The 14,477-nt window shown below is 59.3% G+C and carries 19 protein-coding genes; 10 read left to right on the forward strand and 9 right to left on the reverse strand.

The genetic code is table 11. The annotated features are described in order from the left end of the window. Window positions 1-276: 276 nt before the first annotated feature. Window positions 277-1,212: a chemotaxis protein CheV gene (locus OH720_RS24155; protein WP_272603187.1), complete on the reverse strand. Its 936-nt coding sequence runs from the start codon at window positions 1,210-1,212 to the stop codon at window positions 277-279. Between the two features lie 450 nt (window positions 1,213-1,662). Between OH720_RS24155 and OH720_RS24160 the strand changes: the two genes are divergently transcribed. From OH720_RS24160 to OH720_RS24170, 3 genes are all read left to right on the forward strand, one after another. After that, window positions 1,663-2,133 carry a hypothetical protein gene (locus OH720_RS24160; protein ID WP_272603188.1) on the forward strand — a complete coding sequence of 157 codons (471 nt, stop codon included), beginning with the start codon at window positions 1,663-1,665 and terminating at the stop codon, window positions 2,131-2,133. 453 nt (window positions 2,134-2,586) lie between these two features. After that, the gene (locus OH720_RS24165; RefSeq protein WP_272606510.1) at window positions 2,587-3,480 is read left to right on the forward strand and encodes a sensor histidine kinase; all 894 of its coding nucleotides are present in this window, start codon (window positions 2,587-2,589) and stop codon (window positions 3,478-3,480) included. Beyond that, window positions 3,477-4,136 (forward strand): response regulator, encoded by a 660-nt coding sequence (locus tag OH720_RS24170; RefSeq protein WP_272603189.1) that lies wholly within the window; start codon window positions 3,477-3,479, stop codon window positions 4,134-4,136. The genes OH720_RS24165 and OH720_RS24170 overlap by 4 nt, the downstream gene beginning before the upstream one ends. Here OH720_RS24170 and yegS read toward each other — a convergent pair. After that, the gene (yegS, locus tag OH720_RS24175; RefSeq protein ID WP_272603190.1) at window positions 4,120-5,037 is read right to left on the reverse strand and encodes a lipid kinase YegS; all 918 of its coding nucleotides are present in this window, start codon (window positions 5,035-5,037) and stop codon (window positions 4,120-4,122) included. The genes OH720_RS24170 and yegS overlap by 17 nt on opposite strands. 213 nt (window positions 5,038-5,250) lie before the next feature. Here yegS and OH720_RS24180 point away from each other — a divergent pair, with 213 nt between their 5' ends. Continuing rightward, complete coding sequence (locus tag OH720_RS24180; RefSeq protein ID WP_272603191.1) at window positions 5,251-5,559, forward strand: hypothetical protein; 309 nt, start codon at window positions 5,251-5,253, stop codon at window positions 5,557-5,559. Window positions 5,560-5,619: 60 nt separating this feature from the next. On the opposite strand, the gene OH720_RS24185 is transcribed toward OH720_RS24180, so the two are convergent. Together OH720_RS24185 and moaB are read right to left on the reverse strand one after the other, a co-directional pair. Next, a complete protein-coding gene (locus tag OH720_RS24185; protein WP_442967321.1) occupies window positions 5,620-6,807 on the reverse strand; it encodes a molybdopterin molybdotransferase MoeA in 1,188 nt (395 codons plus the stop codon). A gap of 22 nt (window positions 6,808-6,829) precedes the next feature. Continuing rightward, window positions 6,830-7,369 carry a molybdenum cofactor biosynthesis protein B gene (gene moaB, locus OH720_RS24190; RefSeq protein WP_008055114.1) on the reverse strand — a complete coding sequence of 180 codons (540 nt, stop codon included), beginning with the start codon at window positions 7,367-7,369 and terminating at the stop codon, window positions 6,830-6,832. An 81-nt stretch (window positions 7,370-7,450) separates the two neighbouring features. Here moaB and mobA point away from each other — a divergent pair, with 81 nt between their 5' ends. Both mobA and OH720_RS24200 read left to right on the forward strand, forming a co-directional pair. Then, window positions 7,451-8,053, forward strand: coding sequence for a molybdenum cofactor guanylyltransferase MobA (mobA, locus tag OH720_RS24195; protein WP_008055113.1), 603 nt, complete (start codon window positions 7,451-7,453; stop codon window positions 8,051-8,053). A gap of 75 nt (window positions 8,054-8,128) precedes the next feature. Then, window positions 8,129-8,350 (forward strand): YgdI/YgdR family lipoprotein, encoded by a 222-nt coding sequence (locus OH720_RS24200; protein ID WP_008055112.1) that lies wholly within the window; start codon window positions 8,129-8,131, stop codon window positions 8,348-8,350. A gap of 79 nt (window positions 8,351-8,429) precedes the next feature. Here OH720_RS24200 and OH720_RS24205 read toward each other — a convergent pair whose 3' ends face one another. The 5 genes from OH720_RS24205 to OH720_RS24225 all read right to left on the reverse strand — a co-directional run bounded on the left by OH720_RS24205 (window position 8,430) and on the right by OH720_RS24225 (window position 11,797). Then, complete coding sequence (locus tag OH720_RS24205) at window positions 8,430-8,708, reverse strand: hypothetical protein (RefSeq protein WP_272603193.1); 279 nt, start codon at window positions 8,706-8,708, stop codon at window positions 8,430-8,432. 137 nt (window positions 8,709-8,845) lie between these two features. After that, entirely contained in the window at window positions 8,846-9,736 is an 891-nt protein-coding gene (locus tag OH720_RS24210; protein WP_272603194.1) for a pseudouridine synthase, read from the reverse strand. A 71-nt stretch (window positions 9,737-9,807) separates the two neighbouring features. Beyond that, window positions 9,808-10,125: a hypothetical protein gene (locus OH720_RS24215; RefSeq protein WP_020796820.1), complete on the reverse strand. Its 318-nt coding sequence runs from the start codon at window positions 10,123-10,125 to the stop codon at window positions 9,808-9,810. A gap of 153 nt (window positions 10,126-10,278) precedes the next feature. Then, window positions 10,279-10,515 carry a glutaredoxin family protein gene (locus tag OH720_RS24220; RefSeq protein WP_272603195.1) on the reverse strand — a complete coding sequence of 79 codons (237 nt, stop codon included), beginning with the start codon at window positions 10,513-10,515 and terminating at the stop codon, window positions 10,279-10,281. Between the two features lie 73 nt (window positions 10,516-10,588). Continuing rightward, window positions 10,589-11,797 (reverse strand): ammonium transporter, encoded by a 1,209-nt coding sequence (locus OH720_RS24225; protein ID WP_272603196.1) that lies wholly within the window; start codon window positions 11,795-11,797, stop codon window positions 10,589-10,591. Window positions 11,798-12,123: 326 nt separating this feature from the next. On the opposite strand from OH720_RS24225, the gene OH720_RS24230 reads away from it, so the two are divergent. From OH720_RS24230 to OH720_RS24245, 4 genes are all read left to right on the forward strand, one after another. Continuing rightward, on the forward strand, window positions 12,124-12,438 hold the full coding sequence (locus tag OH720_RS24230) for a DUF883 family protein (RefSeq protein ID WP_272603197.1): 315 nt from the start codon (window positions 12,124-12,126) through the stop codon (window positions 12,436-12,438). Window position 12,439: 1 nt separating this feature from the next. Then, the gene (locus tag OH720_RS24235) at window positions 12,440-12,829 is read left to right on the forward strand and encodes a phage holin family protein (RefSeq protein WP_008055104.1); all 390 of its coding nucleotides are present in this window, start codon (window positions 12,440-12,442) and stop codon (window positions 12,827-12,829) included. Then, on the forward strand, window positions 12,826-13,170 hold the full coding sequence (locus OH720_RS24240; RefSeq protein WP_272603198.1) for a hypothetical protein: 345 nt from the start codon (window positions 12,826-12,828) through the stop codon (window positions 13,168-13,170). Before OH720_RS24235 ends, OH720_RS24240 begins: the two co-directional genes overlap by 4 nt. A 127-nt stretch (window positions 13,171-13,297) precedes the next feature. Next, window positions 13,298-14,464: an EAL domain-containing protein gene (locus OH720_RS24245; RefSeq protein WP_272603199.1), complete on the forward strand. Its 1,167-nt coding sequence runs from the start codon at window positions 13,298-13,300 to the stop codon at window positions 14,462-14,464. The last annotated feature ends 13 nt before the right edge of the window (window positions 14,465-14,477 follow it).

Consider the following 14,477-nt stretch of genomic DNA (forward strand, 5'->3'; position numbering starts at 1 on the left):
GGGTGCCCCGTTAACCACGATGGCCGAAAGTAGGCATTGCGCAGTGGGGAAACCGGCAGGACGCCGGTTTAGCCGCGCTGGGCCAAGGATGGCCCATCGCGGCGACCCACGGAGCAATGCCGGAGAGAGGGCATGCCGAGCCTAGGCGAGGCACCGAGTGGTGGGGCAAAGCCTTTTGCTTACTTTTTGGCGTTTGAAAAAGTGAGTCGCCGTAAGGGCGAAACCCTAAGTGGCCGTTACCGCAGCAATGGATATGTACTCCGACCCACATCCCAATCAGGCCGGCACCACATCCAGCATCAAACGCTCACGCACCACGTCGACAAGCTTGTCCGGCTGAAATTTGGAGAGAAAGTTGTCGCAGCCGACCTTCTTGACCATCGACTCGTTGAAACTGCCGGACAGCGACGTGTGCAGCACCACATAAAGGCCGCGCAACCGTGGATCGTTGCGGATTTCGGTGGTCAGGCGATAGCCATCCATTTCCGGCATTTCCGCGTCGGTGAACACCATTAGCAGCTTGTCGGTCATGTTGACGCCGGTGTCCGCCCAGGCCTTGAGCATATTCAATGCCTTCAGGCCGTCGCTGGCGATGTGCATCTTCACACCCAACTGCCCCAGGGTATCGCGCAATTGCGCCAGGGCCACATTCGAGTCGTCCACCAGCAGCACCTCGCGGCCACGGGCGCGTGCCAACAGCGGATCTTCGAGCTTTTCCCGGGAAACCTTGGCGCTGTAAGGCACGATTTCTGCGAGGACTTTCTCGACGTCGATGATCTCCACCAACTGGTCATCGACCTTGCTGATGGCGGTCAGGTAATGTTGCCGGCCGGCACTGCTGGGCGGCGGCAAAATCGCTTCCCAGTTCATGTTGACGATACGGTCGACCCCACCCACCAGGAAGGCCTGCACCGAGCGGTTGTACTCGGTGACGATGATCGTGCTGCCAGGTCCTGGCACCAAGGGGCGCATGCCAATGGCCTGGGACAGGTCGATGACCGGCAGGGTCTGGCCGCGCAGGTTGACCACGCCGCAAACGAACGGGTGACGCTGGGGCATCAGTGTCAGCTTCGGCAGTTGCAGGACTTCCTGGACTTTAAACACGTTGATCGCGAACAGTTGCCGCCCGGCAAGCCGGAACATGAGAATTTCCAGGCGATTCTCACCCACAAGTTGCGTACGCTGATCTACCGTATCGAGAATGCCGGCCATCGATGACTCCTGGGCTTGTTCGGTTGAATTCACTGGATAGAGGGTTATCGGCTGTTGTTGCCGGACCTTGACCCCTTGGCAAATGCCGTGCTCGGACATTGATGTCACATTAACATCATGCTTTACTGGCGCTGTTATTTCATCTATCGCATTTTTCGCCACGACCCCGATTCGTGCAATTGGTTCCCCTATGTAAGGGATTCCCCTAGCAACAGTCAGGTGCAACCTGATGTTCGCAATATCCAATAGCCATTAATGTGACGCCATTCTCATTGCATGAAATGGAGTAGGGCATTTGTGCGCGATTGAAAACCGATGGCCAGCCACCCTCTCAAGCGTTCATCGCGCCCTTGAGCCGTCCAGAGCAGGAACTCGAGATATCAGGTTTACATTGCCCTCGTCGACACACACGACGCCCTCCTCATTTGATATGACGTTGTGGAGATAAGCATGCCGAACAATCGTAAAGAGTGGGCAAAGCGTATTCCGGAGTTTATCGTCGAGGCTGAAACGCTCCTGGCCAGAACCGAGGAATGCCTGAGTCATCTGCAATTGATCAGCAATGACCCGGACGCCATTGACTGCATGCTCAGCACACTGCTCAAACTGGCCACCAAGGCCGATGCCCTGGCTCTCGCCGCCGTGTCGGAATTTTCATTACATATCCATGTCTTGCTCAATCACGCCCAGAGCCACATGGAGCTGCACGACGAGGCCCTTGATGCACTTCAGGACTGCCTGACGCTGATCGCCTGGCAACTTGAACTGATCGACCAGAACACCGGTCAGCTCAGCCTCGATGAAACGGAACAGACCACCCTGATCGAAGCCTTTGCGCTCCAGGTCGGCCAGGGCCAGTTTCGCCCCCCGGTTAATTCCAGGCCGTTCACACTCCTTTCTTATTCAGAACACCAGGCTTAACTTCCCCCCAATTACGTCCAGTTGCGAGATGACTGCATCACAAGATTCATGTCGCAATTGAATACCGCATATCTGCCAGCGACATCTCGCAACAAGTAACTATTGCTTGTACAAGAGTTCGCCTGCCTGATTCGATTTTCGGGTATGTATCGACCCGCAATAATCGAAACCAGCGCGACGCTATCCACATTCCCGCGTGTTTATTTCCCTGCCTCTCGGTCATTTATCACGGGCGCGACCAACGGTATCCGAAGTGGTATTATGCCGCCCATTAGTTGACGTCAATTAACGGCAACGATGGCAGCCAACAAGTTCCAGGGCTAATTTCTTATACAAAACCCTGTTTTTCTTATACAAAATTCCGTTGAAGTCGAAGGCTGACAATAAAATCATCGATCTGTCAGCGCGCATGACCGATCGGCCCGCAACGAACATCCATTGGCTCCATCCGCTATGTACGCCAGCCTCAAGTCAATCGCCAAATGGCCACCCTCCCGAGAAAACGCACGCAGGTTCACGCTGTTGCTGTGCGCCGGCTCGACGCTCGGCAGCCTGCTGGTATTTAGCCTGTCTGCGCAGTTGCCACTGAGCCTGCTGGTGCTCAATATGGCGGCTCTGGGTTGCGTTTGGGTGCAGTACCGCCTGTCGCGCAAGTCGATCAAGTTCCAGCCCCAGGAGCTGGCCGACCGGTTGCTGCAAGTCCAGGAAAACGAACGCCATCGCCTCAGTCGGGAATTGCACGACGACATCGGCCAGTTGTTGACCGCGGCAAAACTCCAGAGTGACTGGCTCAAGCGCAGGATGCCCGAAGACCTCCAGGGGCAATGCTCGGTGCTGTGCGACACGCTGGAGGAAACCCTCGCCAAGGTTCGCGATGTTTCGGCCATCCTAAACCCCCGGCAACTGACCAGCCTTGGGCTGGAAGCCAGCCTGCGGGCGCATTTGCTCAAGACCCTGGGCAACACCCCGGTGCACTGGAGCCTGGAGTGCCATCAACGGCTGACCGGGATCCCGGAAGAAATGGCAGTGGCAGCCTTTCGTATCACTCAGGAGGCCGTCACCAACATGCTGCGCCATGCCCAGGCGCAAAACCTGCTGGTCTGCCTGCAGCGTTTGCCCCAGGGCCTGGCATTGATGATCAGTGACGATGGCCTGGGTTTCGCGCCCGCCACCGACCCGGGGCGTGAAGGACAGCGCGGAATGGCCGGGATGTCGGAACGGATCAAGCAACTGGGCGGCACGCTGACCGTGACCAGCGAGCCAGGCAAAGGCACTCAAATCGAAGCCCTCTTCCCATGGGCGCCGCGTGCGTTCGAACGGGCCAGTACGAATAAGGTTATGCATTGACTTGTAACTTACTCCTGGTGGATGACCACTCGCTGATCAGGGCTGGCGTGCGCGCCCTGGTGCTGGACCTTCCTGGCTATGCGGTGATCGGCGAGGCAAACGATGGCTCGCAGTTGCTCGAGATGGTCCAGCAACTGTCCCCGGATATCGTGCTGCTGGATATTTCAATGAAGCAGACAGGCGGCCTCGAAGCCTTGCAACGGCTCAAACGGGTTCGTCCGCAGAGCAAGGTGCTGATCCTGTCGATGCACACCGATCCGGCACTGATCATGCAGGCCCTGGAATCGGGCGCCCATGGGTATCTGCTCAAGGACACCACGGCCACCGAACTGGAACACGCGCTGCACGCCTTGCGTAACAATGAGCGCTACCTGAGCCCGGCCATCGCCCATACCGTGATTACCCAGGCATTGACCCGGACCCAGAAAAACCAGGTGGCCCCGGCAGACTCCCACAACCTGACAGCTCGCCAACTGGAAATCCTGCGGCTGATCGTGCGTGGAAAATCCACCCGGGAAATCGCCAACGGCCTGGGCCTGAGCGTCAAGACGGTCGAAACCCATCGCTCGCAAGTCATGAAGCGCTTGCAGATCTTCGATGTGGCCGGCCTGGTACTGTTCGCCGTGCGAGAGCAGATCATCAGTCTGGACGACTGACCGCTTCTGTCCCACTCAACAAGGGTGATTGCTCGGGCAAATGCACCCGCAACGCTGCCGGCCGGGCCGAGAAGCGCAGGCTGTCACCCTCGAGTGGCTCGCCATCGAGGTTGATGCAAAGTCCCTCCGAGACCTTGATCTCAACCCATGGCAGACGGGCGCGAACGAACATGCTATCGATTCCGAAGCCATCGGCCAGCAGGTCTTTCAAAGTGCTGACCAGCTCCTGGGGTGCCGGCAGTATGCTGATGTCGAGCATCCCGTCATCTACCAACGCCTGCGGGCAGAGCACATGCCCACCTCCCGCCTGCCGGCCATTGCCGATCCCCAGGGCCAGCAACTCGCCGCTCCAGTGGAAATCCGGTCCCTGCAGCTCGCCATACGCCGCATGCAACTCACTGAAACGCGATAAGCCGGTGAACAGATACGCCGCACCGCCCAAAACCTTTTTCAGTTCCTCGGAGGTATTGGCCGTGACCTGACTGCCAAAGCCACCGGTGGCCATGTTCAGGAACACCTGTCCCCCGACTTCACCCAGGTCGATGGCACTGGGGGCAACGTCCAGCAGCGCCAGTGCCTGATCCGGCTCCAGCGGAACGCCCGCGGCACGGGCAAAATCGTTGGCGGTACCCAGCGGCATCAGCACCAGGCTGGCCTGCTGCGACTGCCCGGCCATGGCCTCGGCAATATCGCGCAACGTGCCATCGCCGCCACCGGCGATGATCTGCCGGTACCCTGCCTCCAGCGCTTCGCCCACCAGCCGCTGCGCATCCCCGGCCTCCCAGGTCAACCGAACGGCCAGCTCCCAGCCTTGTTCACGCTTGCTGTCGACGGCGGCCCGAACCGCTTCGTTGAGCGCCTGCTTGCCATGCAAGATCAACAGCGCCTTGCGTTCGCTCATTGTTGTCACTCCCATGATTGAAGACGTATGGGACATGTGACCTTGCCACCCTGCGGAAAAGTCGAAAAAAACTGAATTATTTACACCTGAGCCCAATAAGGAGATTTTTCTTACAAAACGTGAGGAATCGGCTCAATTGACCAGAAATGGCGATTGGTACACTTTTGTGTCAGCGGTTTTCAGTCATCAGCAGGACAGACACAAGGACGTGCAATGCAAAAACAAGACATCAGGTCACCGGCGATTTCGGTGGTGCCGCTCGCAATGAAACGGGCCGATCATCAAGCCGAACTCGTCAGCCATGCAAAATCCAGCGGAGAAGTTGATATGCCACCTCGCGTCAACGAGCTTGAGACACACCTCGACACCCTGCGCAGCGATCTGGAAAAGATTCGCAGTGACATCAAGTCCATCAGGTACAGGCTTGCCTATTCGGCGGGCGGAACGGCCGTTGTCCTGGGGCTGATGGGCTGGATCGCCAACAGCCGTTTTGATCAGGTCGTATCACTGCTGGCTCCTTGAGCCGTCATGCCTGCAAACCCGGCCGATGGACCGGGCTTGCCAACCTGGCGGCGGCCAGACTCAGCCCAACACTTCGCTCAGCGGGATGAAGTACACGTAATCGCCTGTCACCAGCGTTCGCTCCTCCATGACCTCGACCAGTCCATCGGCCCAGGCCGCGCTGCGCAGCACACCGGAACTCTGATTACGGTAAATGATGGCCCGGCCGTTCTCCAGGCGACCGCGCAGGTACTCGCGTCGGTTGCCGGCCTTGGGCCAGTCGAACCCTGCCTGCACTTGTACCTTGAGTGGCTCCACCTCGAGGACACCCATGCGCCGCAACAGATAAGGCCTTGCCAGCAAGGCAAAGGTCACCAGGGTCGAGGCTGGATTGCCCGGCAAGCCGATCACCGGCACGCCACGAAAATGCCCGAAAGTCAGGGGTTTTCCCGGCTTGATCGCGAGTTTCCACAGCGCCAACTCGCCCTCTTCTCTCAGGGCGATGCCCAGAAAGTCGGCCTCCCCCACCGATACGCCACCGGTCGAGAGAATCAGGTCGACATCCCCCAACTCGCCCAGGCGCGCGCGCGTGGTGGCCAGGTCATCCGGCAGGATCCCGGCGTCTATCACCTCGCAACCCAGGCGCTGCAACCAGCTGCAGAGCAACACACGGTTGCTGTTGTAGATCTGCCCTGGCCCCAGCACCTGCCCCGGCTCGATCAGTTCATCCCCGGTGGACAGCACCGCCACGCGCACCTTGCGAATCACTTCCAGCTCGGCACACCCCAGCGAGGCTGCCAGGCCTTGTTCGATCGGGCCCAACCGCGTGCCCGCCGGCAGGACCTGTTCGCCAACGGTGGTTTCCTGGCCTTGCGGACGAATGTTCTGCCCGAGAACCAGGCCTTCGGTGAAACGTACACGTCCATCCGCCAGGACTTCGGCATTCTCCTGCATCTCGACGCAATCTGCGCCCGGTGGCACAGGAGCCCCGGTGAAGATTCGTGCACAGGTGCCCGGCGTCAACGCAACAGGGGCCTGGCCAGCAAAGACTTTCTGACTGACGACCAGCGGTTCTGCGCTCCAGTCGGCCACGCGCAAGGCATAACCATCCATCGCGCTATTGGGCCACGGCGGCAGATCGAGGGTCGACAGCAGATCATCGGCCAGCACCCGGCCCTGGACCTGCGCCAACGGCAAACGTTCGCGCTCGACAATCCGTGAGGCGTCGGCCATTTCCAGCAAACGTGCCAGGGCCACCTCGACCGGCATCAGGGTACCGGTCTTGCCCGGCTTACCCGCGGGATTCACAGGGTGCCGCCTGTTTCAGGTGAGTCACGAAATTGCACGGCCGATGCCGCGAATCCAGCTGCTCGCCAAGAATGCCATCCCAACCTGTGCGCACGGCATTGGTCGACCCCGGCAGGCAGCACACCAGCGTGCCGTTGGCCAGGCCGGCCAAGGCGCGGGACTGGACGGTCGAGGTGCCGATGTCCGCCACCGATATCTGGCGGAACAATTCACCAAAACCATCGACTTGCTTGTCGAGCAGGCAGCTCACCGCTTCCGGTGTGCTGTCGCGACCAGTGAAGCCGGTGCCGCCAGTGATCAGCACCACCTGTACGACTTCGTCGGCGATCCAGTTGGCAACTTGCGCGCGAATCTTGTAGAGGTCATCTTTGAGCAAGACCCGGCAGGCCAGGTTGTGTCCGGCAGCCGTCAGGCGGTCAACGAAGAGCTGGCCTGAGGTATCGGTTTCCAGGGTACGGGTATCGCTGACCGTCAGCACCGCGATGTTCAGCGGCGCGAAAGGTACATCAGCCTTGGCTTTCATAGGCTCGTCCAGTTGTAGGAGAAACAGCCCGGTGTTATATCACAGCGCCCCCATTTTTCGCCGCCCCCATGGAGACCTGTCATGACTTCGAACCCAGCGTTGCCACCCTGCTCCATTTTGCTCCTGGCAGGCGGCCGTGGCCAACGCATGGGCGGCCGGGACAAAGGATTGCTGGAATGGCACGGCGAGCCGCTGATTGCGCATTTGCACCGCAAGACGCGCCCTCTGACTGATGACCTGATCATTTCGTGCAACAGGAACCTGGACAAGTACGCGCCCTACGCCGATCAATTGGTCCATGACGACGAAGGCGACTTTCCGGGCCCCTTGGCGGGTATTCGTGCAGGTCTGAAGGCTGCTCGGCATACACACCTGCTAATCTTGCCTTGTGATGTCCCGCGTATCGACAACGCACTGCTCACCCGCATGCGCGAAGCCGCCGCCGAGCATCCCGACAAACCGCTGATGCTGCGCCATGACGGCCACTGGGAGCCCCTGCTGTGCATCATTCCCGTGGCCCTGCGTGCTGATTTCGAAAGCGCCTGGAGGGAGGGTGAGCGCAGTCCGGGTCGGCTCATGCGCCAGTTGGGCGTGACTGCATTGCAGTGCCCCGACAACGATCCACGCCTGGCGAACCTCAACACGCCAGAACTGTTAAGCACGCCGGACGCTGTGTCAGACTGAGTACCAAGGAACTTGCACACGCTGTTTACGTCTCAATCCCAGCAACCAAAAGAATTCATTTACGGAGACACTTCCATGACTCAACGGACCCTGGCCACTTTCATGCTTGCACTGGGCCTCGCTACCCTCGCCGGTTGCGCATCGCCTACCGTGATCACCTTGAATGACGGTCGCGAAATCCAGGCCGTCGACACGCCAAACTACGACAAGGATTCGGGCTTCTACGAATTCGAACAGCTGGATGGCAAGCAGACCCGCATCAACAAGGATCAGGTTCGTACCGTCAAAGAGTTGTAATCTTCGCGGCGACTACCGGATACATGAAAATGCCCCGACTTGTCGGGGCATTTTTGTTTGCATCTGAAAAAACCCGGTGTCATGGGTTCGGCTCATTGTTCAGTTTATCCACCCGGGCCAGTGCCTGGGTGGCTTCGGTGATGCATTTCTTGTCATCCTTGGCGGCCCGGGCCGCCTCTGCGCTGGCCTGCATCCGCTTGATTTCCATGGTGGTGTTTTCGGACGTGGCAGGCAGGCTGGTGACTTTGTCCTTGAGTTCCTGCAACTTGATGGTGCACAGGTCGTTGTCCGCGGCAAATACGGGAGAGGCCAACAGGGCGGTGCAAATCAACATTCCAGCGAAAACGGTGCGTTTCATGAAAATCTCCTTGCATGGGAGGTCTCGGGCGCCTGAAGTCGTTGCGGCTGTACCGAGTTCATAAAGCACCACACGCGTGGCGCCTGATCAAAAGACTCCAGACCTGCGCATAAATTCGATTTTATTGAATCCCTTGCTCACCATTGCAGCGTGATTGCGCTCTCGAATTCCCTGTTCTCGCCAGTAACCGGGTCTACAAACTTCAGCCCCTGGGCCAGCAGTTTCAGCGGGTTGGCGTAGTCATCTTCCACGTCCTTGAGCACCCGAGGATAAAACGGGTCGTTGCAGATACTGGCGCCCAGGGCTGTCATGTGCACCCGCAACTGATGCTTCTTGCCCGTTACCGGATACAGCCCATAACGCCACAGATCACCGTTCTTTTCCCTGACGTCGACAGCCGTCTCGGTATTGCTCGCGCCCGGACCTTCCTGCATGCGGAAGAAAGGCTCGCCATCAATGAGCCGGCTCTTGTGCACCAGCGGGAAGGTCAGCTCAGGCAACGCCCGGGCAATAGCCTCGTAGCGCTTTTCGATTTGCCGCGTTGGAAACAACGACTGATACGCCGCACGGCTTTGCGGGTTGGCGGAAAACAGCACAAGCCCCGCCGTATGTCGGTCGATGCGATGCAAGGGCACCAGATGCGGGTTATCCAGTCGACGGATAAGGCGGCGCAACAAGGTCTGTTCGACGTATTCACCCGCCGGGGTCACGGGTAGGAAATGTGGTTTGTCCGCCACGACCAGATGCTCGTCCGCGTAGAGGATCGACTCGACCACCGGGATCGCTTTTTCGTCCGGCACTTCGCGAAAATAGTGAATCCGCAGGCCTTCCTTGTAAGGCAGGTCCAGGGCAATGGGCGCGCCCTGCCCATCAAGGACACGGCCGCGTGCGATTCTGTCCAGCCACTGTTCACGACCGATGGCGCTGAAGTGCTCGCACAGGCAATCGAAAACGGTCTGCCACGGGCCAGGCGGCAAGTACAGCGTGCTGGCCTGGCTGTGTGCAGCAGAAAATGATGAAGTGGACATACAAACGCTCTTACCTTGAATGCAGGGCGGCATTATCCAACAGCAGCGCAAACGAACCTAGCGCAGAATCCTCAAGCCGGTATCTGCGCACGCCCGGCGGCCTCGGTGTACTCCTTGAGCCAGCGCAGCACGTCGACCGCCTCCCAGCGACCCGGGTCATACAATGCGTACAGCAAACCCTGATAACCCACGACATCCAGCTGCCGGTGATAGCCAGCGCGCTGAAACAAGGCTTCGATTTCAGCAAAACAGGTATTGAAATGCAGCTTGTTGAAGGGCGTTTTGCCTTCCGTCACTAAACCGTCCAAGCGCAATTCGGCGACGGCTTCACGTACCACATCCACCGACATGCGGTTAACGCTGCTCTTCAATTGTTCGACATTGACCACGACTGACCCTCTCACGCCCGGCTTTGCCCCGCTGAACGCCGAAATCAGCGGCGGCAAGGCAACAACCCGAATTACTGTATGCGTATACAGTATCCGAATCGCGTCAGTTTAGCCAAGGGGTTTGTTCGACGGGCGGAACACGCCCTCAAACGTTTAACGCAGAAAGGCAACGACCTCGTCGGCACTGAAGGGCCAACCCAGTTCCGCGCCGTTATCGACCCGACGCAGCACCGGAATCCGCAGGCTGTAGGCCTGGAACCATCTTTCGTCGTCAGCAATGTCCACCAGCTCCACCAGCAAGCCACGCTCGACAAACTCCATCAACATGGCTTCGGCCACTTCGCAGAGATGGCACCCGAGGGTGCCGAACAGCTGACATTCAGGAAGCATGAGCGCTCTACCAGAAAATTAAGTGCTTATTCTAGGCCTGCCCCGAAATGCCGTCGAGCCAATGAACCCCAAGCTAATCCTGGCTGACGGCGCCGATCTTGTGCACCGACAAGTCCGCGCCGTAATACTCTTCTTCCTGGCTCAGGCGCAAACCATGGAACGCCTTGATCACGCCATACACCGCAAAACCACCGGCCAGTGCCACCACCACACCCAGTGCAGTGCCGATCAATTGGCTGACCATGCTCACACCGCCCAACCCACCCAAGGCCGTCTTGCCGAAAATACCGCAGGCAATCCCGCCCCAGGCGCCGCACAGACCATGCAGTGGCCACACACCCAGCACATCATCGATATGCCATTTGCCTTGTGCGGCGGTAAAGCACCAGACAAACAGCGCCCCGGCGATGGCACCGGTGAGCAGCGCGCCCACCGGGTGCATCAGGTCGGAACCGGCACAGATCGCCACCAGGCCGGCCAGTGGGCCGTTGTGCAGAAAGCCCGGGTCATTGCGACCGACGATCAGCGCCGCCACCGTACCGCCGACCATGGCCATCAGCGAGTTCACCGCGACCAGCCCGCTGACCCCTTGCAGGGTTTGCGCGCTCATCACGTTGAAGCCGAACCAGCCGACAATCAGAATCCACGAGCCCAATGCCAGGAACGGGATGCTCGATGGCGCGAACGCCACCAGCTTCCCTTCGCGATAACGCCCATTGCGCGGTCCCAGCAACAGCACCGCGGCAAGCGCCAGCCAACCGCCCATGGCGTGCACCACCACGGAACCGGCGAAATCATGGAAGCTGGCGCCGAAGCGCTCCAGCAGCCAGGCCTGCAGGCCCAGGTTGCCGTTCCAAATCATGCCCTCGAAGAAGGGATAGATGAACGCCACGATCAGCGCTGTCGCGCACAATTGCGGGACGAACCGGGCACGCTCGGCGATGCCCCCGGAAATGATCGCCGGGATCGCCGCGGCGAAGGTCAGCAGGAAGAAAAACTTCACCAGGCCATAGCCGTGATCGGCACTGATCACGGCCGCCGGTTGCATGAAGGTGACCCCATAGGAGATCCAATAGCCTATAAAGAAGTAGGCCAGGGTCGAAACGGCGAAGTCGCTGAGGATTTTCGACAAGGCGTTGACCTGGTTTTTTTGCCGGACCGTCCCGACCTCGAGAAAGGCGAAGCCGGCGTGCATGGCCAGGACCATGACCGCACCGATCAGGATGAACAACGTATTGGAGCTATGGACCAGGGTGTCCACAGCGCTTTGCAGATTTTCCATGGATTGGGCAGACCTTAAGGCTGAAAAAAGCACCAAAGCAGTTCGCGCGGGCAATCCATGCACCAAGTTGAGACTTGTCGATTCGACCAAATCTCTCCCAATGAACCGTTTTGGAGCACAAGGTTCATCAAGGCCAATCACGACCGGGACATTTGCGCGGGTTTAGATTGTTTGAGTCAGGGTTTTACGGGAATCTTGCCCAGCAACAGCGCAACGGCGCAGGCTGACGCACCACGACACAGCAAAAGTTGTACCAGTCATTTGTACTGAACCTTCGCACAAGGCTCATACTCGAACGTTTCAGACGCCACTTATGGAGATCACCAATGGCCAGCATCAAGGCAAAGACTGCTCAAGAAATCCTGATGAGCGATTTTCAGACACTGGTCAGCGATACCGAACGGTTGCTGGAACACACCGCCTCCCTGGCCGGTGACCAGGCCGATGAATTGCGCGACCAGATCCACGACAGTCTGCTGCGTGCCCGTGAAACCCTGAAGCTGACCGAAGACTCCCTGCGCGAACGCGGCAAGGCTGCCGTGACCGCCACCGAAGACTATGTCCAGGCCAACCCATGGCAAGCGGTTGGCATCGCGGCCGGCGTGGGCTTCCTGATTGGCCTGCTGGCCACTCGGCGCTGATATGGCGATCGATGAATCCGGCTCGTCCGGAACAGGCCCAAGTTCCTCACCGCGGCGCCTGGGTGCCGCTTTTCTTGGACTGCTGCACAGCCATGTCGAATTGTTCGGCATCGAATTGCAGGAACAAAAAGCCCGCACCGTGAGCCTGTTGCTGTTTGCAGGCCTGGCGCTGGTGTTTGCCTTGCTGTTGCTGGTGGGGTTGTCAACCCTGGTACTGATCCTGTTCTGGGACACTTACCGCCTGGCCGCCATCATCTCGCTCTGCGTGTTCTACAGCCTTGCCTGCGTCTTCTGCGCGATGCGCCTGCGAGCCGCGATCTTCGATGAATCCTCGCCCTTCCATGGCACGTTGGAAGAGCTGGCCAACGATCGGGAGCGCCTGCTGCCATGAACCTGCCTGAACTGCCTCGAAACAGCTCGCGCACGGAAATGCGCAAGGCACTGATCCGCCTGCGCATGGAAATGCATCGCCAGGAGATCCGCCACGAATCCGCGCAACTGCTGCAACCTTTGCAGCGAGTGCGTGGCATGACCCAGAACCTGCAGGACGGGTTCGGCATCAAGCATGCTCCGCTGTGGGGCGTGGCCGCCGTCACCCTGCTGGGTTTTCTGAGCGGAAAGGGCGCCAAGAATGGCACCGGCCTGGGCAGCCTGGCCCGACTGGTCCGCTTGGGCACTACCCTGGTGCCCCTGGTCAAACTGCTCTTGCAAGGCTCTTCGCGCAAACACTGACCCTGTCAGATCTGGCTACATTCTTGCAGTACCCACCGGATTGAACCTCTTCATCGAGGGGTTCAATCCTGCGTGCCTACCCGGTGACCAGGCTTTATCCAAAAACAAGATCCATCAAGGAGGCCTTGTGATCCACGGGCAACCGCTCGCCTGCTTTCAGCCGTTCATCGATACCGCCACCGGCCGTATCGCCGGTGTGGAAGCCTTGGGTCGACTGCGCCAGGCCGACGGCCAACTGGCTTCGGTGGGACCGCTGTTCGCCGATTCCCGAACCAACGCCGTTGCCCTGCGTCGGCTGGACCGCCAGCTGCGCGACAACGCACTGAGCCGCCTGCATGAGGCACCCGGCGACTGGTTTCTCAGCCTGAACATTTCCCCACGCTGGATCAGTCGACTGCGCCCGGGCCAACCGTTGCCGAGCCTCGCACAACTGCAAAAACACGGTGTCGACCCGCAGCGCATCGTTTTCGAAATCACTGAACTGGGTGGCGACATCCAGCGCCTGGCACAAGTGGTGGCACGCTATCGGCAAGCCGGCGCACGGATCGCCATCGATGATTTCGGCGCCGGGTACTCTCAGCTCGATCGGGTACTGGCGTTGCAACCGGACATCCTCAAGCTCGATATGCGCCTGTTCCAGGCAGCGGCGCTGGGCGGGCCCAGCAGCGATGTGGTCAAGGCCCTGGCGCAAATGGCAGAAAAAACCGGTTGCTGGATCATCGCCGAAGGCGTGGAAACCGAAGCACAACTGAATTTTGCCCTGGAGTGCGGTTCACGTTACGTCCAGGGGTTTCTGTTTGCCGGGGCACAAGCGCAGTTCTTTGCCGCTGACGCCTTCGTCGAGCGCTTTGCACACTTGCGCCAGTGCTATGTGCAGCAAAAGCTGGCCGAACGCGGTCGCCTGAAGATCATGCGCCAGCAACTGAGCGAACTGATGGCGATCCTGCAGGCCTGGGCACAGGCTTGCGCGCCCTTGAGTGCCCTGCCACAACTGGATGCCTTTCCCTGGCTGCTGCGTTTCTACCAGTGCGACCGTCACGGTACGCAACTGACGCCCAACCTGGAATGGCGCAATAACGGCTGGGTCGCCGACAACCGCTACCTGGGCCATAACTGGTCGTGGCGTCCGTATTTCTATCACCTGCTGGCGCAGGGTTGGGAAGAACGTCAGCTGACCCTTTCAAATACCTATCGCGATGCCACCAGCAATCAGTACTGCCTCACCGCCGGGCAATTTTTCGACAACGGCGAACGCCTGCTGCTCATCGACATCGATGCGGTCGGGCTGTCGTGACACTTGCAGGTAC

It is taken from the genome of Pseudomonas sp. WJP1 (assembly GCF_028471945.1).
In the GTDB taxonomy this organism is placed as follows: domain Bacteria; phylum Pseudomonadota; class Gammaproteobacteria; order Pseudomonadales; family Pseudomonadaceae; genus Aquipseudomonas.

Excerpts from the sequence above, each read along its gene's own strand:
- OH720_RS24165 (WP_272606510.1), top strand. The coding sequence starts at position 2,587 with ATGTACGCCAGCCTCAAGTCAATCGCCAAATGGCCACCCTCCCGAGAA.
- OH720_RS24235 (WP_008055104.1), top strand. The coding sequence starts at position 12,440 with ATGGCGATCGATGAATCCGGCTCGTCCGGAACAGGCCCAAGTTCCTCA.
- mobA (WP_008055113.1), top strand. The coding sequence starts at position 7,451 with ATGACTTCGAACCCAGCGTTGCCACCCTGCTCCATTTTGCTCCTGGCA.
- OH720_RS24210 (WP_272603194.1), bottom strand. The coding sequence starts at position 9,736 with ATGTCCACTTCATCATTTTCTGCTGCACACAGCCAGGCCAGCACGCTG.
- OH720_RS24200 (WP_008055112.1), top strand. The coding sequence starts at position 8,129 with ATGACTCAACGGACCCTGGCCACTTTCATGCTTGCACTGGGCCTCGCT.
- OH720_RS24230 (WP_272603197.1), top strand. The coding sequence starts at position 12,124 with ATGGCCAGCATCAAGGCAAAGACTGCTCAAGAAATCCTGATGAGCGAT.
- OH720_RS24180 (WP_272603191.1), top strand. The coding sequence starts at position 5,251 with ATGCAAAAACAAGACATCAGGTCACCGGCGATTTCGGTGGTGCCGCTC.
- OH720_RS24240 (WP_272603198.1), top strand. The coding sequence starts at position 12,826 with ATGAACCTGCCTGAACTGCCTCGAAACAGCTCGCGCACGGAAATGCGC.
- OH720_RS24225 (WP_272603196.1), bottom strand. The coding sequence starts at position 11,797 with ATGGAAAATCTGCAAAGCGCTGTGGACACCCTGGTCCATAGCTCCAAT.
- OH720_RS24185 (WP_442967321.1), bottom strand. The coding sequence starts at position 6,807 with ATGCCGGTCGAGGTGGCCCTGGCACGTTTGCTGGAAATGGCCGACGCC.
- OH720_RS24220 (WP_272603195.1), bottom strand. The coding sequence starts at position 10,515 with ATGCTTCCTGAATGTCAGCTGTTCGGCACCCTCGGGTGCCATCTCTGC.
- OH720_RS24160 (WP_272603188.1), top strand. The coding sequence starts at position 1,663 with ATGCCGAACAATCGTAAAGAGTGGGCAAAGCGTATTCCGGAGTTTATC.
- moaB (WP_008055114.1), bottom strand. The coding sequence starts at position 7,369 with ATGAAAGCCAAGGCTGATGTACCTTTCGCGCCGCTGAACATCGCGGTG.
- OH720_RS24155 (WP_272603187.1), bottom strand. The coding sequence starts at position 1,212 with ATGGCCGGCATTCTCGATACGGTAGATCAGCGTACGCAACTTGTGGGT.
- OH720_RS24205 (WP_272603193.1), bottom strand. The coding sequence starts at position 8,708 with ATGAAACGCACCGTTTTCGCTGGAATGTTGATTTGCACCGCCCTGTTG.
- yegS (WP_272603190.1), bottom strand. The coding sequence starts at position 5,037 with ATGAGCGAACGCAAGGCGCTGTTGATCTTGCATGGCAAGCAGGCGCTC.